Origin of the sequence: Neobacillus sp. SuZ13, assembly GCF_030123365.1 — a bacterium.
In the GTDB taxonomy this organism is placed as follows: domain Bacteria; phylum Bacillota; class Bacilli; order Bacillales; family Cytobacillaceae; genus Neobacillus.
Window position 1 is genome coordinate 1736910 of record NZ_CP126107.1, and the last position, 21917, is coordinate 1758826.

Sequence of the window (21917 nt, forward strand, 5' to 3'; positions counted from 1 at the left end):
AATGAGGGAGGCGGATGATTGATGTTAAGTCACTTACTAACCACGAATGAATTAAAGGTGGATGAGATTTATCAAATCTTAACAGATGCTCATAACTTTAAAAACGGAATGAAATGGTCTCCGGACAGGCAAATGTTTACTGCCAATCTATTTTTTGAACCGAGCACAAGAACCAAGAGCAGCTTTGAAGTGGCCCAAAGGAGATTAGGATTAGAAGTAATCCCGTTTGAAGTACTTACTTCAAGTGTCCAAAAAGGCGAAACACTTTACGATACGGTAAAAACATTAGAATCAATCGGTGTCAACTCCATTGTCATTCGTCACGAACAAGATCGCTATTTTGATGAATTGGTTGGTAAGGTAAACATTCCAATCATAAATGGCGGGGATGGATGCGGGCATCATCCGACTCAATCACTTCTTGATCTATTGACAATCCAGCAAGAGTTTGGACAATTCACAGGCTTAAAAATTGCCATTATCGGCGACATTCGTCATAGCCGGGTAGCTCGTTCCAATGCAGATGTTCTAACAAGGCTGGGAGCAGAAGTGATTTTTTCGGGACCAAAAGAGTGGTTCGATACTAGGAGTACAGATATATCAAGGTATAGGCCGATTGATATGGCCGTCCAAGAAGCCGATGTAGTCATGCTACTTCGTGTACAGCATGAACGGCATCAACAAAAAAGCAGCTTTACGGCAAATGAATATCACAAACAATATGGTCTTACACTAGAAAGAGAAAAGATGATGAAGCAGGGCAGCATTATCATGCATCCTGCACCTGTTAATAGGAATGTAGAAATAGCTGATAGCCTTGTAGAGTGCAAGCGATCAAGGATATTTAAACAAATGGAAAACGGTGTATACGTCAGAATGGCAGCCATTAAAAGATCAATCGAAAGCCTTGAAGGAGGAAACCAAAATGAAACTACTTATTCAGAACGCGTGCTACATAGCATCTAATAGAGAAAAGAAACAAGCTGATATATTAATTGAAGAAGGAATAATAACTAAGATTGAAACACAAATTGACGCAATTGTGGATCGCACAGTGAACGCGGAAGGTAAATTAGTTTCACCTGGATTTATCGACCTACATGTCCACCTTCGTGAACCAGGCGGAGAAAAAAAGGAAACCATCGCAACCGGAACACAAGCCGCAGCAAGAGGCGGATTTACCACTATTGCCAACATGCCAAACACAAGACCGGTGCCTGACACCATTAATAATATGGAGGACTTGCAAAAGCGCATTAAGGATACTGCGAAAGTTAGAGTGTTGCCGTATGCGTCCATCACAATCCGCCAGTTGGGTCAGGAGTTAACGGATTTTGAGGGCTTGAAAGCTAAAGGTGCATTTGCCTTTACAGATGACGGAGTAGGCGTGCAGTCAGCTGCAATGATGCTAGAGGCAATGCGTAAAGCTGCTGCACTAGATATGGCGATTGTTGCACACTGTGAGGAAAATACATTAATCAATAAGGGCTCAGTCCATGATGGTTCATTTGCTAGAAAACATGGATTAAATGGAATTCCATCTATTTGTGAATCAGTTCAAATTGCAAGGGATGTACTCCTAGCCGAAGCAGCAGACTGTCATTATCATGTCTGCCACATCAGCACAAAGGAATCTGTCCGGGTAGTTAGAGATGCTAAACGGGCAGGAATAAAAGTTACTGCAGAGGTAACGCCGCATCACTTATTGTTATCTGAAGATGATATCCCAAGCTTGGATGCAAACTTCAAAATGAATCCGCCACTTCGTGCTGAAGAAGACCGTAAAGCCTTAATAGAAGGGCTCTTAGACGGAACCATTGATTTCATTGCAACTGATCATGCTCCACATACAACAGAAGAAAAAGCGGAGGGAATGACACTTGCACCGTTCGGTATTGTTGGGCTCGAAACAGCATTCCCATTACTATATACGCACTTCGTTTTAAAGAATATCATCACACTCGAACAATTAATTGAGTATCTAACCGTCAAGCCAGCCGAAGCATTTGCGCTTCCGTACGGGAAAATTGAAGTGGGAGCACCGGCAGACTTAGTACTCTTGAACTTAGAAGAAGAACGTGAAATTAATACAGAAGAATTCTTATCAAAAGGAAAGAATACACCATTTAGCGGTTGGAAATGTAACGGATGGCCTGAGATGACAATCGCTGGAGGAGAAATTGCTTGGGAAAAAGGGAGTGTCTTAGTATGAAAAAACAACTTATATTAGAAGATGGTACCATTTTTATCGGTAAAGGCTTTGGAAGTGATACGGAAACAATTGGTGAAGTTGTTTTTAATACAGGGATGACAGGCTATCAAGAGATTATATCCGACCCTTCTTATTGCGGACAGATTGTTACATTAACCTATCCACTAATCGGAAATTACGGAATTAACCGAGACGATTTCGAATCAATCAATCCGGCAATAAAGGGTTTAATTGTGAAAGAAGCAGCAGACTTCCCTTCCAACTGGAGAAACGAATACACATTAGATGAATATTTTGACATGAAAAAAATCCCAGGGATCGCAGGAATCGATACACGAAAATTAACTCGGATTATCCGTCAATATGGGACTCTGAAAGGTGCAATCTGCAGCATTGAAAAAGATCCGAATGAAGTCATAACTCAGTTACGAAAAGCACCGCTTTCAACAAATCAAGTCAAACAAGTTTCCACAAAAAATGCTTATCCAAGCCCAGGTCGAGGCAAGCGAGTAGTCTTAGTTGATTTTGGAATGAAGCACGGAATCTTAAGGGAACTAAACCATCGGGATTGTGATGTGGTTGTTGTCCCTTATCATACAACAGCTGACGAAATCCTCCAGTTACGTCCGGACGGAATTATGCTTTCTAATGGACCTGGGGATCCAAAAGACGTTCCAGAAGCAATTGATATGCTAAAAGGTGTATTAGGCAGAGTACCATTGTTTGGAATTTGTCTTGGTCATCAGTTATTTGCCCTAGCATGTGGAGCTAATACGGAAAAAATGAAGTTCGGTCATCGCGGTTCCAACCATCCAGTTAAAGACCTATCGACAGGAAAGGTTGCGATTACCTCGCAAAATCACGGCTATACAGTAGAGGAAGACTCTATTAAGAATACAAGATTAGAAATTACTCACATCGCAGTAAATGACGGAACAGTCGAAGGACTGCAACACCTGGATTACCCAGCATTTACTGTTCAGTATCATCCCGAAGCATCTCCAGGACCAGAAGACGCAAACGGCTTATTCAATCAATTTCTTGACTTGATGGAAAAGAACAAACAGGAGGTTACAGCAAATGCCTAAACGTACAGATATCAACTCCATTTTAGTAATCGGTTCAGGACCCATTGTCATTGGGCAGGCAGCAGAGTTTGACTATGCTGGTGCCCAAGCATGTATCGCTCTGAAAGAAGAAGGCTACCGTGTTATTCTAGTTAACTCAAATCCGGCTACCATCATGACGGATACAGAGATGGCAGATGCTGTTTATATCGAACCCTTGACTGTGGAATTCGTCAGCAGAATCATTCGCAAAGAACGTCCAGATGCACTGCTCGCGACTCTTGGTGGACAAACAGGTCTTAACCTAGCGGTGGATCTTACAAAATCAGGCGTCTTAGCTGAATGTGAAGTAGAAATTCTTGGCACGAAACTTTCAGCGATTAACCAAGCAGAGGATCGCGACCTTTTCCGCAGCCTAATGAATGAATTAAACGAACCAGTTCCAGATAGTGAAATCATTCATGAATTAGCAGAAGCAAAAGCATTTGTTGAAAAAATTGGCTTCCCTGTCATTGTCCGTCCAGCGTTTACATTAGGAGGAACAGGCGGCGGTATCTGTCATAATGACGAGGAATTAGAAGAAATCGTTACTAGCGGCTTAAAGCACAGCCCTGTAAATCAATGTTTACTAGAAAAAAGTATCGCAGGCTTCAAGGAAATAGAATATGAGGTAATGCGTGATGCAAACGACAATGCCATTGTTGTTTGTAACATGGAAAACATCGATCCTGTCGGCGTACACACTGGAGATTCCATTGTTGTAGCGCCGAGCCAAACATTAAGTGACCGTGAGTACCAGCTGCTTCGCAATGTTTCATTAAAAATTATTCGTGCCTTAGGAATTGAAGGCGGCTGTAATGTTCAGCTGGCATTAGATCCATACAGCTTCAACTACTATATTATTGAAGTAAATCCACGAGTTAGCCGTTCTTCGGCATTAGCGTCAAAAGCAACCGGTTATCCAATTGCTAAGCTTGCAGCTAAAATCGCCGTTGGCTTAACACTTGATGAAATGTTAAATCCGGTAACAGGAAAAACCTATGCAAGCTTTGAACCGGCACTAGATTATATCGTAACCAAAATCCCTAGATGGCCGTTTGACAAGTTTGAATCAGGTAACCGTTCCCTAGGGACACAAATGAAAGCAACGGGAGAAATTATGGCGATTGGCCGTACATTTGAAGAATCTCTTTTGAAAGCGATCCGCTCCCTTGAGGCAGGGGTTTACCATTTCGAATTAAACGACGCTTTAGTAATCGATGATGAATTACTCGAAAAACGGATACGCAAAGCAGGGGACGAACGCCTCTTTTACATCGCAGAAGGGTTAAAACGTGGATTAACCATAGAGAAGATTCATGACTGGAGTAAAATTGACTTATTCTTCCTAAAGAAGATGGAAGGAATTATCGAACTGGAAAAAGAAATTGCTGCAAATCCTTTTGAAACGGAAATCTTCATTGAAGCAAAACAAAAAGGCTTTACAGATAAAAAAATTGCTCAGCTATGGAATACATCTGAACAAGAAATTAATAAGACTAGAAAAGATCTCGGAATTATCCCAGTATATAAAATGGTTGACACATGTGCAGCTGAATTTGAATCAGCAACACCATACTACTATGGCACCTATGAAGAAGAAAACGAGTCAATTGTAACGTCGAAAAATAGTGTTATTGTTCTTGGTTCCGGTCCAATCCGCATCGGCCAGGGCATTGAATTTGATTATGCGACCGTACACTCTGTAAAAGCCATTAAAGAAGCAGGCTATGAAGCGATTATCATTAATAATAATCCAGAAACAGTATCAACGGATTTCAGTATTTCTGATAAGCTATACTTCGAACCACTTACGATCGAAGATGTGATGAGTATTATTGACTTAGAGAAACCAATAGGGGTAGTCGTCCAGTTTGGCGGACAAACCGCAATCAACTTAGCTGCTAAACTTGAAGAAAACGGCGTGAAAATTCTTGGAACAAGCTTAGAAGACTTAGACCGTGCTGAAAATCGTGATAAATTTGAACAAGCGCTTGTGCAGTTAAACATCCCACAGCCATTAGGGAAAACAGCTATGTCAGTGGAACAGGCACTTGTGATTGCCACCGAAATCGGTTATCCGGTCCTTGTCCGTCCGTCCTATGTACTAGGTGGAAGAGCAATGGAAATTGTTTACCGTGAAGAAGAACTTCTTTACTATATGAAAAACGCTGTTAAAGTGAATCCAGAGCATCCAGTCTTGATTGACCGATATTTAACAGGAAAAGAAATTGAAGTTGATGCTATCTGCGACGGTACTAATGTCTTAATCCCAGGTATCATGGAACATATCGAACGAGCTGGTGTCCACTCAGGTGACTCGATTGCAGTTTACCCTTCGCAAACTTTAAGTGAAAAAGTGAAACAAACACTTGTGGAGTATACAGAGAAATTAGCGAAAGGGTTAAATATTATTGGATTACTTAACATTCAATATGTTCTTGCAGGAGACGAAGTGTTTGTTCTAGAGGTGAACCCAAGATCAAGCCGTACCGTTCCTTTCTTAAGTAAAATTACGAATATCCCAATGGCAAAAATTGCGACAAAAGCAATCCTTGGGGTATCGATTCTCGACCAAGGCTACATCCCAGGTCTTGTCACTGAAAAAGAAGGAGTATATGTCAAAGTTCCTGTATTCTCTTTCGCCAAACTGAAGAGTGTCGATATCACGCTTGGGCCAGAAATGAAGTCAACTGGAGAAGTCATGGGTAAGGATGTAACATTGGAAAAGGCTTTATATAAAGGATTAGTTGCATCAGGCATGAAAATTCAGCCATTCGGCACTGTATTGTTTACAGTTTCCGATAAAGATAAAGAAGAAGCATTAAAGCTTGCGAAGCGTTTCTCTGCAATCGGCTATCGTTTAATGGCAACAAGCGGTACAGCAGCTGTTCTAGAATCTGCAGGCCTAAGAGTAAAATTGGTTGGAAAAATTGGTTCAGAAGGAAAAACGCTGTTAGATGTAATCCATAATGGAGAAGCCCAGTTCATTATCAATACACTAACGAAGGGCAAACAGCCTGAACGTGACGGGTTTAGAATTCGCCGGGAAGCAGTTGAAAATGGAGTCCCATGCTTAACTTCACTTGACACGGCTGATGCGATCTTAAAAGTAATTGAATCAATGAACTTTTCAGCAGAACCAATGGCAGCGATGAAAAAGGAGGCCGTGTTTGCATGATCCAAAAAGAGTTATGCAAAGTACTCAGCCAAAAAGAAATTGCCTCAGATATCTATGAGCTGACCATTGAAGGAGAGTTGGTTACGCAAATAACGGAGCCAGGTCAATTTGTCCATATTAAAGTAACAAATGGCTTGGATCCACTGTTAAGAAGACCAATTAGTATTTCCTCGTATGATTATGAACAGAAAAGTTTAACAATGATTTATCGTAAAGATGGAAGAGGAACTTCCATGTTGGCAGACTTAAGACCAGGGATGCATGTCGACATCCTTGGTCCACTAGGAAATGGTTTTCCAGCTGAAGAAGTCAGCAAGGGAGAAACTGCCTTACTCGTTGGCGGCGGAATTGGAGTTCCTCCATTATATGAATTATCCAATCAGTTAGTCGCAAAAGGGGTTAAAGTCATCCATGTGCTTGGCTTCCAAACTGCATCAGCTGTCTTTTACGAAGAAGAGTTTTTGAAAAATGGGGAAACCTATGTAGCGACTGTTGATGGTTCTTATGGTAGAAAGGGCTTTGTGACGGATGTAATGAAAGAATTGCAATTTGATTGTATCTATACATGCGGACCAACTCCGATGTTAAGAGCAATTGAGCAGAACTACCAGGATAAAAAAGTTTTCTTATCACTAGAAGAGCGTATGGGCTGCGGCATTGGTGCCTGTTTTGCCTGTGTATGTAAAAAGAAAGACGATTCAACAGGAGTTTCCTATAAAAAAGTATGCAGTGATGGTCCTGTATTCCGAGCAGGGGAGGTATTGATATGAGTCGATTAAACATTGAATTACCAGGCTTACACTTAAAAAACCCAATCATGCCTGCATCCGGCTGCTTTGGGTTCGGCAGAGAATACAGTCAGTTCTATGATCTGAGTGTTCTCGGCGCGATTATGATTAAAGCTACAACGGTAGAACCAAGGTTCGGAAACGCAACGCCTCGTGTCGCCGAAACTTCTGCAGGAATGTTAAATGCCATTGGCCTGCAAAATCCAGGTTTAGAAAAAGTCCTTAGCGAAGAGCTTCCTTTTTTATCTCAGTACGATGTACCAATTATTGCAAATGTGGCCGGCTCGCTTGAAGAGGATTACGTGGAGGTAGCCCGTCAAATATCTAAGGCTCCAAATGTTCATGCACTTGAACTGAATATCTCCTGCCCTAACGTAAAAACAGGCGGGATTGCTTTTGGAACCATTCCTGAAATCGCGAAACAATTAACCCGTAAGGTTAAAGAGGTTTCAGAGGTACCAGTATATGTGAAGCTGTCGCCCAATGTAACAAACATTGTCGAAATGGCAAAGGCTGTTGAAGCTGGGGGTGCAGATGGGTTGACCATGATTAATACCCTTATCGGAATGAGACTTGATTTAAAAACAGGCAAACCGATTCTTGCCAATCGAACCGGTGGATTGTCTGGCCCAGCGATAAAGCCAGTGGCGATCCGGATGATTCACGAAGTCAGCCAAGCGGTCGAGATTCCGATCATCGGTATGGGCGGCGTTGAGACGGCTAGTGATGTCATCGAGTATTTTTATGCAGGAGCAAGTGCAGTCGCAGTCGGTACGGCCAATTTCGTTGACCCATTTGTTTGTCCGACAATCATTGAAGAACTGCCTGAACTGCTTGGAAAATTAGGATTTGAACACATCAGTGAATGTACAGGAAGGAGCTGGAAGGAACATGGACAACTCGCTTATCATCGCGCTTGATTTTCCCGGCATAAACGAGGTTAATCAATTTCTAAAGCCGTTCGCTGGCAAAGAGCTTTTTGTAAAAGTGGGAATGGAGTTGTTTTACCAGGAAGGCCCCTCAATTATTCATCAATTAAAAGAGCAAGGTCACCGTATTTTCCTGGATTTAAAGCTTCATGACATTCCAAACACAGTGAAAAGTGCAATGAAGGGTCTTGCGCGTTTAGAGTGTGATTTGGTTAATGTTCATGCTGCCGGTGGAATTGATATGATGCAAGCGGCACTGGAAGGTTTAGAAGCAGGTACCCCTGCAGGACAGAAACGGCCTAACTGTATCGCTGTAACACAATTAACAAGTACGTCTGAGGAACAAATGAAAAAAGAACAACTTATTCCGGTCTCCTTAAAGGAATCGGTGCTTCATTATGCCTCCATAACGAAACAAGCAGGCTTAGATGGAGTGGTTTGCTCCGCATGGGAAGCCGCTTTAATAAAGGAAACGGCCGGACAATCATTTTTGACAGTATGCCCGGGGATTCGAATGACGTCAGATCAGGTAGGAGATCAAAAGCGTGTCACAACTCCTGAATTAGCACGGACAATGGGGGTAAGTGCGATTGTGGTAGGCCGCTCAATTACCCGTTCACAAGACCCTGTTACGAGTTATCAACAATGGATAGAAGCATGGAAGGGAGTAACACAATGAAAAATTTAATTGCAGAAAAATTACTAGAAATCAACGCGGTTGCCTTGAAGCCCGAGGAGCCCTTTACATGGGCATCAGGACTTCGTTCCCCAATCTATTGTGATAATCGCTTAACACTATCCTACCCTGAGGTAAGAAAAGCAATTGCTGCAGGACTGAAGCAGCTGATTGAAGAAAATTTTCCTGGGACGGAGGTCATTGCAGGAACTGCAACGGCTGGTATCCCTCATGCGGCATGGGTCAGCGACCTAATGGACCTTCCTATGTGCTACGTTCGTTCGAAAGCAAAAGGTCATGGTAAAGGGAATCAGATTGAAGGAAAAGCAGAGGCAGGTCAAAAGGTAGTTGTTGTAGAAGATTTAATCTCAACTGGAGGCAGTGTGATCACCGCTGTTCAAGCATTAAAGGAAGCTGGCTGTGACGTGCTTGGAGTAGTATCCATTTTTACATATGGCCTTGAAAAGGGAAAAGAACTACTTCAGGAAAATGAGATTGCTAGTAAATCACTGACTGATTTTGAAACATTAATAGAAGTAGCGATTTCTAAGGGTATCGTTACTGAAGATGATCAGAAGAGTCTCCTGTTATGGAGTAAAAACCCCGCTGAATGGAGCAGTCAGTTCTTGGAAACACAGATTCGTTGATAAACAGAAAAGAGGGCATCCAAGACTTTGCGGATGCCCTCTTTTTCTATTTCTTCAATTTAAGTACCATTTCCTCATCTGGCGTGACATATACTGTCTGTTGATTATCATAAATCACAAACCCTGGCTTTGCCCCACTTGGTTTTTTTACAAATCGGACCTTTGTAAAATCAACAGGGACAGAGCTGGAATTGCGCGCCTTACTGAAATAGGAGGCTAAAATGGCAGCTTCTCGAATCGTTTCACTAGATGGTTCTTTGCTGCGAATTACCACGTGTGAGCCAGGGATATCTTTTGTATGAAGCCAAATCTCATCCCTTGCTGCCAATTTATTTGTTAAATAATCATTTTGCTTATTATTTTTGCCAACGATAATATCTGTACCATCACTAGATAAAAAATAATCTAATACTGGCTTGGCATTCTGTGCCTTCTTCAATTTCTTTTTTTGCCGTTCCCGAATATAGCCGCCCTCTACAAGTTCTTCCCGAATCTCTTGAATATCCTTAGGGGAGGCAGCTTGTACCTGCTGTAATAAATTATCAAAGTAGGAAACTTCAACTTGGGCTTTCTCGATTTGCTCAATAACAATTTCAACTGCATTTTTTGCCTTCTGGTATTTGGAAAAATACTTTTGGGCATTTTCAGATGGTGTCTTCCGCGGGTCTAATGGAATGATAATCGTCCCACCTAATTCATCATAATAATCGAGCACTTCAATTTCACGCATTCCTTTATTGGCTGCATATAAATTTGCCGTTAACAGTTCTCCATAGCGTTGAAATTGTTCTGCACGCTCAGCTTCTTTTAATGTAACGTTCAGTTTGTCAATTTTCTTTTCATTCTTTTCTTTTTCATTATGAATAAATCGTTCAATATCATTTCCTTGCTGTTTAACCCGATCTCTTTCGGCTTTGCCAAAATAAAAACGGTCAAGCATTTCACTTAGCGTGGGATATGTTTTTATTTCTCCTCTCAGATGCTCAAGTGGAAATAAGTAAAATGCGTCCTTCCCGCCTGCCGAGATAATGGAGGGGAAAATATCACCTGATTCAACTTTTTTAACCATACTTATAAACGTTCCCGGGACAGTAGCACGATTGGCAAGGCCACTTTGGAATATTACTTCTTTAGCGAATAGGGGTGAAATCCCAGCAAATTGTTCAACTAATTGGCGGTCAATCTTCCCTGCATTGAAATCAATTTTTCTTAATAGATCGTCTTGGTCACAATGGAATGGATTTTGCTTATGCTGTTCTGGTGGAAAAACATAAGGCTGTCCTGGCATAATTGCCCTGTGGCTGTTCACCGCAAAGGAGACATGCTTGATGCTGTCAAGAATGATATTCCGGGATTTATCAACGAGGACAATATTGCTGTGTCTACCCATAATTTCAATAATTAATTGTTTGTAGCTAATATCCCCAATCTCATTCCGGCCCTTAATTTCTAGAACAATCATTCGATCGGTTTCTTTTTGATATAAATCCTCTAATATATAACCCTCGATATGTTTCCTGAGCAGCATACAAAACATTGGCGGTTCACTTGGATTTTCATACGCCTCTTCCGTGAATTGAACTCGTGCATAGCTTGGGTGCGCCGATAATAGCAGTTTTTGATTTACCCCATTGGCGCGAATGGTGAGAATCACTTCATTTTTATAGGGCTGATGAACTTTATTAATCCTTCCGCCCTTTAACGAACGGACAAGTTCATCGACCATTGCTTTTGTAAATAAACCATCAAATGACATGGAAAACATCCTTTACTACATTCATATGAATTAATTATAGCTTACTAAAAAAAGACTGTCTTATTTTAACTTATTATCTAATTTATCTTTCACTATATCATAGCATTTTTTGGGACGACCCTGAATAAGCTTTCTTTAGGAATGAAAAGCGGAAACGCCTGGTCAGCCCCGACAAGCGCTGGAGGGCATGACGGTGAAGTCGTTCTTTGACTTCATCGGCAGGACCGAAGCGACCTCGAGGGGCTAGGCGTTGGAGCTAGACTAAACAAGGTATTAAAGGGGGAAGTGAGATGGTCGGATGAAATTCCATGAAATGAAGATAGATCAAGTAGAAAAGGCCCTAGAAACCGACTTTTCTTCTGGATTATCGCAGGAAGAAGTAAAAAAACGGGTGAAGCTGCACGGTCTAAATGAATTGGACGAAGGAGAAAAGCAATCAGCTTTACTCTTATTTTTTAGTCAATTTAAGGATTTTATGGTCTTAGTTCTACTTGCTGCTACACTGATATCTGGGTTGCTTGGTGAATACATTGATGCCATTGCGATTATCGCCATCGTCATTATTAATGGCTTTCTAGGCTTCTATCAAGAAAGAAGAGCAGAGAAATCACTTCAGGCTTTAAAGGAATTATCTGCTCCACAAGTTTCAGTGCTTCGGGATGGACAGTGGATCAAGATCCCATCGAAAGAAATTGTTATTGGGGATGTTTTGAAGTTTACTAGCGGGGACCGAATTGGTGCAGATGTGAGGGTAATTGAATCAAAAAGTTTAGAGATTGAAGAATCGGCCCTTACAGGTGAGTCTGTTCCTGTTTCTAAACATATCGAAGCATTAGCTAATCCAAACCCAGGAATAGGTGATATGGAGAATATTGCCTTTATGGGTACAATGATTACGAGGGGTAGCGGTGTTGGAGTCGTCATTGCAACAGGAATGAAAACAGCTATGGGGCAAATTGCTGATTTACTCCAAAATGCAGAGACACAGGATACACCATTACAGCGGCGCTTAGAACAATTGGGAAAAATTTTAATAACTGTCGCATTGTTGTTAACTGTTCTGGTTGTAGTGGTTGGTGTTTTAAGGGGCCACGACATCTATGAGATGTTTTTAGCAGGTGTTTCACTTGCTGTTGCCGCCATTCCAGAGGGGCTCCCAGCGATTGTCACAGTAGCATTATCCCTTGGTGTCCAAAAAATGATTAAGAAAAATGCGATTGTTAGGAAGCTTCCAGCGGTTGAAACACTTGGCTGTGCATCGGTCATTTGTTCAGATAAAACGGGAACGATGACGCAAAACAAAATGACCGTTACCCACTTATGGAGCGGAGGGCAAACCTGGACTGTAGATGGTGTCGGTTATCAACCCCAAGGAAATTTTTATAGAAATGAACGAAATATTAACCCTAGAGATGAAAAAGCACTGCAGCAGATGCTGATTTTTGGGATGTTATGCAATCATTCAGATTTAGTTGTCAGGGATGATGATTATTTTCTTGATGGAGATCCAACTGAAGGAGCACTATTAGTAAGTGCTATGAAAGCAGGCTTTGATCGTACAAAATTATTAGATGAATTTACAATTATTAAAGAATTCCCCTTTGATTCCGCACGTAAGATGATGAGTGTGCATGTTCAAGACAAGCAGGGACGGAATTTCATTGTCACCAAAGGGGCGCCAGATGTCCTATTAGGAATTAGTGAATCTGTCCTTTGGGACGAGAGAACCCAATTTTTAAATAAAGAAACACAGGTTAAAGTACAAGAGGCAATAAACGGTCTTGCGTCACAGGCTCTTCGAACAATTGCGATTGCCTTTAAACCAATTCAGGCTAATACCGTTATATTAAGTGAGCATGAGGCAGAGAAGAATCTAACCCTAATTGGTATCCAGGGAATGATAGACCCGCCAAGACCTGAAGTGAAAAAGGCTGTCAAGGAATGTAAGGAGGCAGGCATAAAAACAGTTATGATTACTGGTGACCATGTGATCACAGCAAAAGCAATTGCCTCCCAACTTGGAATCATAACCAATAAGAGTAAGGTTATTGATGGAAATGCCCTATCGCAAATGTCTGTAGAAGAATTGGAAGAAGTCGTTGATGATGTTTCCGTCTTCGCCAGAGTATCACCAGAGCATAAACTGAAAATTGTAAAAGCAATACAAAATCGCGGCCATATTGTTGCGATGACGGGTGATGGAGTAAATGATGCTCCAGCCATTAAAGCAGCTGATATTGGAGTAGCGATGGGAATTACCGGTACAGATGTTGCAAAAGAGGCATCTGCACTAGTTCTGTTGGACGATAACTTTGCGACAATTAAGGCAGCGATTGTTGAAGGTAGAAATATATACGAAAACATCCGAAAATTTGTCCGATACTTACTAGCTTCCAATGTTGGTGAAATTTTGGTTATGTTGTTTGCGATGGTTTTAGCGCTGCCACTCCCGCTGATCCCTATACAAATTCTATGGGTTAATTTGGTAACAGATGGATTGCCAGCGATGGCACTTGGACTTGATAGACCAGAAGAAAATGTGATGAAACGTAAGCCACGCAGCCCAGATGAAGGTGTTTTTTCGCGCGGGTTAGGCTGGAAAGTTGTATCGCGGGGCTTTTTAATAGGGGTTGTAACATTATTGTCCTTCATTGTTGTCTATCATAACGATCCGACACAGTTGCAATATGCACAAACTGTTGCTTTTGCAACACTCGTTATGGCACAGCTCATTCATGTATTTGATTGCCGCAGTGAAAAATCAGTTCTTTCGAGAAATCCTTTTGGAAATCAGTATCTTGTTTGGGCGGTGATTTCGTCACTAGTGTTGATGCTGGTAGTTATCTATTACCAGCCATTACAGCCTGTTTTTCATACGCTCCCGATTGCAGCTAAGGATTGGTTGCTGATTGTTGGGTTATCATCGATTCCAACTTTTTTACTAGCAGGTTCATTTTTGTTAAGAAAAACAAAATAAAGTGTGTTATAATCCAAAAGGTAATAGATTCCACTCTATTACCTTTTGTCTTTTTTGAAAAATTTAGGGAGCAGATCAATTTTTCAAGAGATTGGATGTGCACAAAATGGTAACTAGTATGACGGGGTTCGGAAGAGCTAAGGCAGAGTCAGATTTATTCTCTGTTAATGTGGAAATAAAAACAGTAAACCACCGTTTTTGTGAAATGAATATCCGCATGCCCAGGCAGCTATTAAAAATAGAAGATCGTTTGAAAAAGAAACTAAGTCAGTATATCCGCCGTGGCAGAGTTGAAGTTTATGTCAGCTTAGAGGGTGAAGGTAGCGTAACCCGGAAAGTACATGTTGATTGGAAACTCCTTGATGAATATTCTCAAATTATCAATCAGGTACATGAAAAGTATAATGTTGAAGGAATAGTCACACTTCAGGATTTACTTAGTCGAAGTGAACTCTTACATATTGAAGAAAGTGAAATCGGCAATGATGAGCTTGAAAAGCTAGTTCTAGAAGCAACAGAGGAAGCTGCCAATTTATTAAAACAAATGCGATTGGCAGAAGGAGATGAATTAAAAAAGGATTTGCTCGCTATCTTGTCACAATTAGAATTTAATGTGATAGAACTTCAAAAATTCGCTCCACTCGTTGTTCAATCATATAAAGAGCGCTTAACAAAAAGGATGGAAGAATTCGTTAATGGCCAATTGGATGAAACGAGGATATTAACCGAAGTTGCCGTTTTTGCTGATAAAGCAGATATCAGTGAAGAAATTACCCGGTTAAAAAGCCATATTCAACAGTTCTTGCATACCCTGCAAAGTATGGAACCAATTGGAAGAAAGTTAGACTTTATCGTTCAAGAAATGAACAGAGAAGCAAATACGATTGGATCAAAAGCAAATGACTCCAACATTGCTAAACAGGTGGTTGATATTAAAAGTTTGCTCGAGAAGCTGAAGGAACAGGTTCAAAATATCGAGTGAACCTTGTTTAGAAAAGGTTTGAGACGGTCAAAATATATTATTAATGATTGGATGAAGACCATGTCGATTAAATTAATTAATATTGGATTTGGCAATATCGTTTCTGCCAATCGAATTATTTCAATTGTCAGCCCTGAATCTGCTCCAATTAAAAGAATTATTCAGGATGCCCGCGACCGCGGGGCATTAATTGACGCCACTTACGGTAGACGGACACGAGCAGTAATTGTTATGGATAGTGACCATGTTATTCTATCAGCCGTTCAACCAGAAACGGTTGCACACCGTTTAGCTGATCGTGATGAAATAATTGATGAAGGGTAGGATTTTTAAAAATGCAGGAAAAAGGATTGTTAATTGTACTTTCTGGGCCATCTGGGGTTGGAAAAGGAACGGTACGGAAAGAAATTTTTTCACATCCGGATACAGCTTTTGAGTATTCCATTTCGATGACAACCCGCTCACCTCGAGAAGGGGAGATTGATGGAGTAGATTACTTTTTTAAGTCAAGGGCAGAGTTTGAACATTTAATCAAGCAGGGAAAGCTGTTAGAGTATGCCGAATTTGTGGGCAATTATTATGGTACTCCTGTGGACTATGTTCGTGAAACATTAGATGCTGGAAAAGACGTCTTTTTAGAAATTGAAGTAAAAGGTGCCCGTCAGGTACGTGAAAAGTTTCCTGAAGGTTTATTTATATTCCTTATGCCGCCAAGTTTAACCGAATTAAAGAACCGAATTGTCACAAGGGGAACAGAAACAGATGACATTATCCAAAACCGGATGTTGTCTGCCCGAGAAGAAATTGAAATGATGGAATTATATGATTATGTCGTTGAAAACGACCAGGTAGAGCGTGCTTGTGAACGAGTGAAAGCTATTGTCACTGCAGAACATTGCCGCAGAGAACGTGTAGAACATCGCTATAAAAAATTACTGGAGGTTGAATAAGATGTTATATCCTTCTATTGATTCTTTGCTTGAAAAAATTGATTCTAAATACTCACTAGTGTCCGTAGCTGCAAAACGTGCACGGGTAATGTCCCAAGTAAAGGATGAAAGATTACCAAAATATGTTTCCCATAAGCATGTTGGTAAAGCACTTGAGGAAATTTATAGTGGTGAATTAACGTACCGGATTTCTAAAAAGGCAGATGCATCTGCTGAATAATATATAATTATATGATTAGAAATCATTAGAGAAGGCGTGACAACAGGGAGAAACCTTACGTGTCAGCCTTTTTTATTTTGGAGATTCTATTTTTAGTGGATTTTGTCGAATGATAGTAGGTAAAAGATGAAAATTTGCATTCATTCTTGCATAATAAAAGAAAGACTAATGGACTAAGAAGCGGGGGAAGCAATGATGAAAGATAAAAAAATATTATTATGTGTGACAGGTGGAATAGCTGTCTATAAAGCAGCAGCACTAACAAGTAAGCTTGTTCAAACTGGAGCACAAGTAAAAGTTATTTTAAGTGAATCAGCTCAAAAGTTTGTTACCCCATTAACCTTTCAGGCATTATCCCGCAATGAAGTGTATGTTGATACTTTTGATGAAATCAATCCGCGAGTCATTGCACATATTGATTTAGCAGATTGGGCTGATTTAATTCTAGTTGCTCCGGCTACGGCAAATACGATTGGGAAAATTGCGAGTGGTATCGCTGATAATATGATAACAACAACACTGCTTGCAGCCACCTCACCTGTTTGGATTGCCCCTGCTATGAATGTACATATGTACGATCATCCTGCTGTGAAAAAAAACCTATCACTTTTAGCTGAATATGGTTATCAATTCATCGAACCTAGTGAAGGATATCTTGCCTGTGGCTATGTTGGAAAGGGACGCTTAGAAGAACCGGAAAAAATTGTGGATCTCATCCGGGAATTTTTTATCAACCAGGATCACCAGCCATTAAAAGGAAAAACTGTGGTGGTAACAGCAGGTCCAACACGTGAAAAGATTGATCCTGTTCGTTTTATTTCAAATCATTCGACAGGAAAAATGGGGTATGCCCTAGCTGAAGAGGCAAAAAGACAAGGGGCTCATGTGGTATTGGTTTCAGGTCCGGTCAATCTTTCAGCTTCTTTAGGAATCGAAGTGGTGAAAGTGGAAAGCGCTGAAGAAATGTACAAGGCTGTTTTGGAATATTATTCATTAGCGGATGTTGTCATAAAAACAGCAGCCGTTGCGGATTACCGTCCGAAAAACACCTATGAACATAAGGTAAAAAAGCAAGTTGGTGATTCGAGTATTGAATTGGAAAGAACAAAAGATATCCTGATGGAACTGGGAAAGAGGAAGAAGAACCAAGTGCTTGTTGGCTTTGCCGCTGAAACAGAAAATGTGGAAGAGTATGCAAGAAAAAAATTAGCTGCCAAGAATGCTGATATGATTGTCGCCAACAATGTGAAAGCGGAAGGGGCAGGGTTTGGAACGGACACGAATATTGTGACCCTGTATAAACGCTCAGGAACCTCAGTCGATTTACCACTTATGTCAAAAAGCAATGTAGCAAAAATGATTATTGAAGAAATTACTTCCCTTTTGAAGGATATGGATGAAAATGGAAATAGCTAGTGTGATTGTGGATGTACCGACAAAACAAACGGACCGGGCCTTCGATTATTTGATTCCAGAGCAGTGGAGCGAAGTGATCAAGCCTGGAATGAGAGTAATCGTCCCATTCGGTCCTCGAAAGATCCAAGGGTTTGTCACTTCATTAAAATCACAATCAGAATTTAAAAAGTTAAGAGAGATTATCGAACCAATGGAGCTCGAGCCTGTTTTAAACAAAGAATTATTAGAACTTGGCGATTGGCTGACCGAACATACACTTTGTTTTAAGATTTTTTCCTATCAGGTGATGCTTCCCGCTGCATTAAAAGCAAAGTATGAAAAAAAAGTGAAACTTGCTGAAGGGGTACAACTGGCTGATTTATCAGAACCCCTCCAAGCTCTTTTTGAAAATAAAGTAATGGTTGATTGGGAAGTCGCATTAAAAAATGGAATGGTTCCCTTATTACAAAAAGAGGCAACCAGAGGAAAACTGGAAGTCACATACCTTGTTAAGGAAAAAGTCAAAAAGAAACAACTTAAGTTTGTCCGTCCATTAACTTCTGTTGATGAATTAAAAGAGGTCATTGAGAGTTTCCCCAAGAAAGCAGAAAAACAAAAACAAGTATTAAGTTATTTTGTCGATCACTTTGAACCAGTCGAATTAAGACAACTGGTCGCGGAAATGAAAACGACATCCTCAACCATTAAAGCGCTTGTCGAAAAAAAGCTCCTAATTGAGTATGACATGGAGGTATATCGTAATCCATTTGAAGATAAGACGTTTAAAAGAACGAAGCCTTTACCATTAACCAATTCCCAACAAACCGCGATTGCGCCAATTCTTAACTCCATTGAAGCCAATCGACATGAGGTATTTTTGCTGTACGGGGTAACAGGAAGTGGAAAAACAGAAATCTACCTTCAATCAATCCAAGAGGTGATTGAGAGAGGACAGGAGGCGATTGTTCTTGTACCGGAAATTTCGCTTACCCCTCAAATGGTTAATCGTTTTAAAGGAAGATTTGGGGATTTAGTAGCTGTTTTGCACAGTGGTTTATCTGCAGGAGAAAAATATGACGAATGGCGCAAGATTCAACGTAAGGAAGTAAAAGTAGCAGTTGGGGCTAGATCCGCAATTTTTGCACCATTTGAGAATTTAGGCATCATTATCATTGATGAGGAACACGAAACAAGTTATAAGCAGGAGGAAATGCCTCGTTATCATGCCAGGGATGTAGCCATCGAAAGGGCAAAAAACTATCACTGCCCAGTGGTACTTGGAAGTGCAACCCCATCGCTCGAATCATTTGCTAGGGCTCAAAAGAAGGTGTATCATCTTTTATCACTTCCTAATCGGATGAATAATCAATCCCTGCCTTCAGTGGAGATCATTGACATGCGCGAAGAGCTTCGGAATGGAAATCGTTCGATGTTTTCTAGCAAGCTTTTTGAAATGTTAAAGGACCGTATTGAAAAAAAACAACAATCTGTTTTATTTTTAAATAAACGTGGACATTCCTCATTTGTGATGTGCCGGGATTGTGGGTTCGTGATGAATTGTCCTAATTGTGATATATCGCTAACCTACCACCGTGTTCACGAACAAATGAAATGTCATTATTGTGGCTATGAAAGCCATGTGCCGACGCAATGCCCTGAGTGCTCCAGTGAATATATCCGCTATTTTGGGACCGGTACACAAAAGGTGGAAGATGAGTTGGGAAAAATTCTTCCAGAAGCTAGGGTAATTCGTATGGATGTGGATACAACAGGACGAAAGGGGTCTCACGAACGATTATTAACCGATTTTCAGAATGGGAAAGCAGATATTCTCCTCGGGACACAAATGATTGCTAAAGGCTTGGATTTCCCCAATATCACCTTAGTTGGTGTGCTCTCGGCTGATACTATGCTTCATTTACCAGATTTTCGTGCCTCTGAAAAAACCTTTCAATTATTAACACAAGTAAGTGGGAGGGCAGGACGACACCAGTTGCCAGGAGAGGTGATTATTCAAACCTATACTCCTGAACATTATAGTGTTGAGCTTGCTGGGACACAGGATTATGATCTCTTTTATCAACAAGAAATGATGATGCGTAAAACACATCATTATCCACCCTTTTATTATCTATCATTGATTACTGTCAGTCATGAACAGTTAATGACAGTCGTCACAGCTACCGAGAAAATTGTTAATTATGTCCGCTCCCAGGTTTCAAATGCTGCCGTCGTTTTAGGGCCAGCTGCCTCTCCAATTCCTAGGATAAATAATAGATATCGCTATCAATGTCTGATAAAATACAAGCGGGAACCGAACTTGACAAAAATGTTAAAAACCATTTTGGATCAATATCAAACAGACACAAAGAGTGGCTTACTGGTAACAATAGATGTGAATCCATTTATTTTAATGTAACCAGCTTAAGACCAGATGCTTCCAAAGGTTAATATTTTGCATTTTTGGTGAAAATGTAAGCAATAAAAAAATTTAGCTGTGTTATTCTAGCCATGTTGATTGGAGCGGAAGGCGCGAGACTCCTGCGGGAGGACGGGGCAGGAGAGACCCACAGGCGCATAGCGCCGAGGAGGCTCACCGGACCGCCCGCGAACCGCTCGTGCCTGGAGCGCAAATCAACATATATTTATAGCGTAGCATTTATGGGGGAAATGATTTGCCAATCCTAAAAGTAGTAAATTACCCAGCTGAAATACTTGAACAGACTTGCAAGACAGTTGTGAAGTTTGATAGAAAGCTGGCCAAAGTACTTGATAATATGTATGACACAATGATTGAATATGATGGGGTAGGCCTTGCTGCCCCGCAAATTGGATTAGACCAACGCATTGCAATTGTTGATATCGATGATGAATTAGGGACAATTGAAATGATAAACCCAGTAATCTTAGAAACATCTGGTGAACAAACTGGACCAGAAGGTTGTCTAAGTTTCCCTGGATTGTTTGGTGAAGTGACAAGACCCAATATTGTTAAAATTGAGGCATTTGATCGTAAAGGGAGAAAATATACATTAGAAGCAGAGGGCTTCCTCGCAAGAGCCATTCAACATGAAATCGATCACCTTGATGGGATTTTATTTACAACCAAGGTGACAAGATATCTAGAGGAAGATGAGTTAAAAGGAGTAGAAGCTGAATGACCAAAATTGTTTTTATGGGCACCCCGGATTTTTCCGTGCCGGTTTTACAACAAATTATTAATGACGGATACGATGTCATTGGTGTAGTGACACAACCAGACCGACCAGTTGGCAGGAAAAAGATATTGACACCTCCTCCAGTAAAGGTTGAGGCTTTAAAACATGATATTCCGGTCTTTCAGCCAGAAAAAATACGTCAAGAACAAGAACTCGAGAAGATCCTATCATTGAAACCTGATTTAATTGTTACGGCAGCGTTTGGTCAAATCTTACCAAATAAATTATTGGAATCTCCAAAATACGGCTGTATCAATGTTCATGCATCCTTGCTTCCCGAACTTCGCGGCGGCGCTCCTATCCATTACGCTATTATTCAGGGAAAACAGAAAACAGGTGTGACAATCATGTATATGGTTGAGAAATTAGATGCTGGGGATATCTTAACAAGTGTAGAAGTTCCAATAACTGAGGAAGACAATGTCGGAACACTTTTCGACAAACTAAGTGACGCAGGGGCTAAATTATTATCTGAAACCTTGCCGCTTCTTCTTGAGGGCCGACTTACGCCAAAGCCGCAGAACCATGCTGATGCGACCTTTGCATCCAACATTAAACGAGAACAAGAAAAAATTAACTGGACAAAAACCGGTGAAGAAATCTATAACCATATTCGTGGATTAAACCCTTGGCCTGTTGCCTTTACCACCTTAAATGGCCAAGTGGTGAAGATATGGCAGGCTAAGAAAGAAGCAGGGCAGAGTGGAGAAGTCCCTGGTACTGTCCTTAAGGTAGAAACTGATAGCTTCACTGTTAGTACGGGAAATGATACAGCCATTAAAATCATTGAACTTCAGCCTTCTGGGAAATCAAAAATGCCTTCTGAACAATTCTTACGAGGTTCTAAAATTTCAGTAGGCACGAGACTAGGAGAATAGCA

General features: G+C 40.8%; 18 protein-coding genes. 17 read left to right on the forward strand and 1 reads right to left on the reverse strand.

The window, feature by feature from the left end:
- Positions 1-21 precede the first annotated feature (21 nt).
- Genes QNH17_RS08465 through pyrE form a run of 8 tightly spaced genes read left to right on the forward strand, consistent with a single transcriptional unit; the run spans position 22 to position 9539 of the window.
- Positions 22-966 carry an aspartate carbamoyltransferase catalytic subunit gene (locus QNH17_RS08465; RefSeq protein ID WP_283879461.1) on the forward strand — a complete coding sequence of 315 codons (945 nt, stop codon included), beginning with the start codon at positions 22-24 and terminating at the stop codon, positions 964-966.
- Positions 926-2212 carry a dihydroorotase gene (locus QNH17_RS08470; RefSeq protein WP_283878270.1) on the forward strand — a complete coding sequence of 429 codons (1287 nt, stop codon included), beginning with the start codon at positions 926-928 and terminating at the stop codon, positions 2210-2212. Before QNH17_RS08465 ends, QNH17_RS08470 begins: the two co-directional genes overlap by 41 nt.
- Complete coding sequence (locus QNH17_RS08475; RefSeq protein ID WP_283878271.1) at positions 2209-3300, forward strand: carbamoyl phosphate synthase small subunit; 1092 nt, start codon at positions 2209-2211, stop codon at positions 3298-3300. Before QNH17_RS08470 ends, QNH17_RS08475 begins: the two co-directional genes overlap by 4 nt.
- Complete coding sequence (gene carB / locus QNH17_RS08480) at positions 3293-6499, forward strand: carbamoyl-phosphate synthase large subunit (protein ID WP_283878272.1); 3207 nt, start codon at positions 3293-3295, stop codon at positions 6497-6499. The genes QNH17_RS08475 and carB overlap by 8 nt, the downstream gene beginning before the upstream one ends.
- Positions 6496-7269 carry a dihydroorotate dehydrogenase electron transfer subunit gene (locus QNH17_RS08485; RefSeq protein WP_283878273.1) on the forward strand — a complete coding sequence of 258 codons (774 nt, stop codon included), beginning with the start codon at positions 6496-6498 and terminating at the stop codon, positions 7267-7269. Before carB ends, QNH17_RS08485 begins: the two co-directional genes overlap by 4 nt.
- A complete protein-coding gene (locus tag QNH17_RS08490) occupies positions 7266-8207 on the forward strand; it encodes a dihydroorotate dehydrogenase (RefSeq protein WP_283878274.1) in 942 nt (313 codons plus the stop codon). The genes QNH17_RS08485 and QNH17_RS08490 overlap by 4 nt, the downstream gene beginning before the upstream one ends.
- Positions 8179-8895: an orotidine-5'-phosphate decarboxylase gene (gene pyrF, locus QNH17_RS08495; protein ID WP_283878275.1), complete on the forward strand. Its 717-nt coding sequence runs from the start codon at positions 8179-8181 to the stop codon at positions 8893-8895. The genes QNH17_RS08490 and pyrF overlap by 29 nt, the downstream gene beginning before the upstream one ends.
- Positions 8892-9539 carry an orotate phosphoribosyltransferase gene (gene pyrE, locus QNH17_RS08500; protein WP_283878276.1) on the forward strand — a complete coding sequence of 216 codons (648 nt, stop codon included), beginning with the start codon at positions 8892-8894 and terminating at the stop codon, positions 9537-9539. Before pyrF ends, pyrE begins: the two co-directional genes overlap by 4 nt.
- Before the next feature lie 46 nt (positions 9540-9585).
- Here pyrE and QNH17_RS08505 read toward each other — a convergent pair whose 3' ends face one another.
- Positions 9586-11295: an Rqc2 family fibronectin-binding protein gene (locus QNH17_RS08505; RefSeq protein ID WP_283878277.1), complete on the reverse strand. Its 1710-nt coding sequence runs from the start codon at positions 11293-11295 to the stop codon at positions 9586-9588.
- A gap of 298 nt (positions 11296-11593) precedes the next feature.
- On the opposite strand from QNH17_RS08505, the gene QNH17_RS08510 reads away from it, so the two are divergent.
- The 9 genes from QNH17_RS08510 (at position 11594) to fmt (ending at position 21915) form a co-directional block, all read left to right on the forward strand.
- Positions 11594-14272 (forward strand): calcium-translocating P-type ATPase, SERCA-type, encoded by a 2679-nt coding sequence (locus tag QNH17_RS08510; protein ID WP_283878278.1) that lies wholly within the window; start codon positions 11594-11596, stop codon positions 14270-14272.
- A 106-nt stretch (positions 14273-14378) separates the two neighbouring features.
- Positions 14379-15254, forward strand: a complete 876-nt coding sequence (locus tag QNH17_RS08515; protein ID WP_283878279.1) for a YicC/YloC family endoribonuclease — start codon at positions 14379-14381, stop codon at positions 15252-15254.
- Between the two features lie 60 nt (positions 15255-15314).
- Positions 15315-15578, forward strand: a complete 264-nt coding sequence (gene remA, locus QNH17_RS08520) for an extracellular matrix/biofilm regulator RemA (RefSeq protein WP_026566410.1) — start codon at positions 15315-15317, stop codon at positions 15576-15578.
- 11 nt (positions 15579-15589) lie between these two features.
- A complete protein-coding gene (gene gmk, locus QNH17_RS08525; RefSeq protein ID WP_283878280.1) occupies positions 15590-16204 on the forward strand; it encodes a guanylate kinase in 615 nt (204 codons plus the stop codon).
- Between the two features lies 1 nt (position 16205).
- Positions 16206-16424 carry a DNA-directed RNA polymerase subunit omega gene (gene rpoZ / locus QNH17_RS08530; protein WP_283878281.1) on the forward strand — a complete coding sequence of 73 codons (219 nt, stop codon included), beginning with the start codon at positions 16206-16208 and terminating at the stop codon, positions 16422-16424.
- Between the two features lie 192 nt (positions 16425-16616).
- Positions 16617-17840 (forward strand): bifunctional phosphopantothenoylcysteine decarboxylase/phosphopantothenate--cysteine ligase CoaBC, encoded by a 1224-nt coding sequence (gene coaBC, locus QNH17_RS08535; protein WP_283878282.1) that lies wholly within the window; start codon positions 16617-16619, stop codon positions 17838-17840.
- Positions 17827-20238 carry a primosomal protein N' gene (gene priA, locus QNH17_RS08540; RefSeq protein ID WP_283879462.1) on the forward strand — a complete coding sequence of 804 codons (2412 nt, stop codon included), beginning with the start codon at positions 17827-17829 and terminating at the stop codon, positions 20236-20238. Before coaBC ends, priA begins: the two co-directional genes overlap by 14 nt.
- 256 nt (positions 20239-20494) lie before the next feature.
- The gene (gene def, locus QNH17_RS08545; RefSeq protein ID WP_144548958.1) at positions 20495-20980 is read left to right on the forward strand and encodes a peptide deformylase; all 486 of its coding nucleotides are present in this window, start codon (positions 20495-20497) and stop codon (positions 20978-20980) included.
- Positions 20977-21915 (forward strand): methionyl-tRNA formyltransferase, encoded by a 939-nt coding sequence (fmt, locus tag QNH17_RS08550; RefSeq protein ID WP_283878283.1) that lies wholly within the window; start codon positions 20977-20979, stop codon positions 21913-21915. The genes def and fmt overlap by 4 nt, the downstream gene beginning before the upstream one ends.
- The last annotated feature ends 2 nt before the right edge of the window (positions 21916-21917 follow it).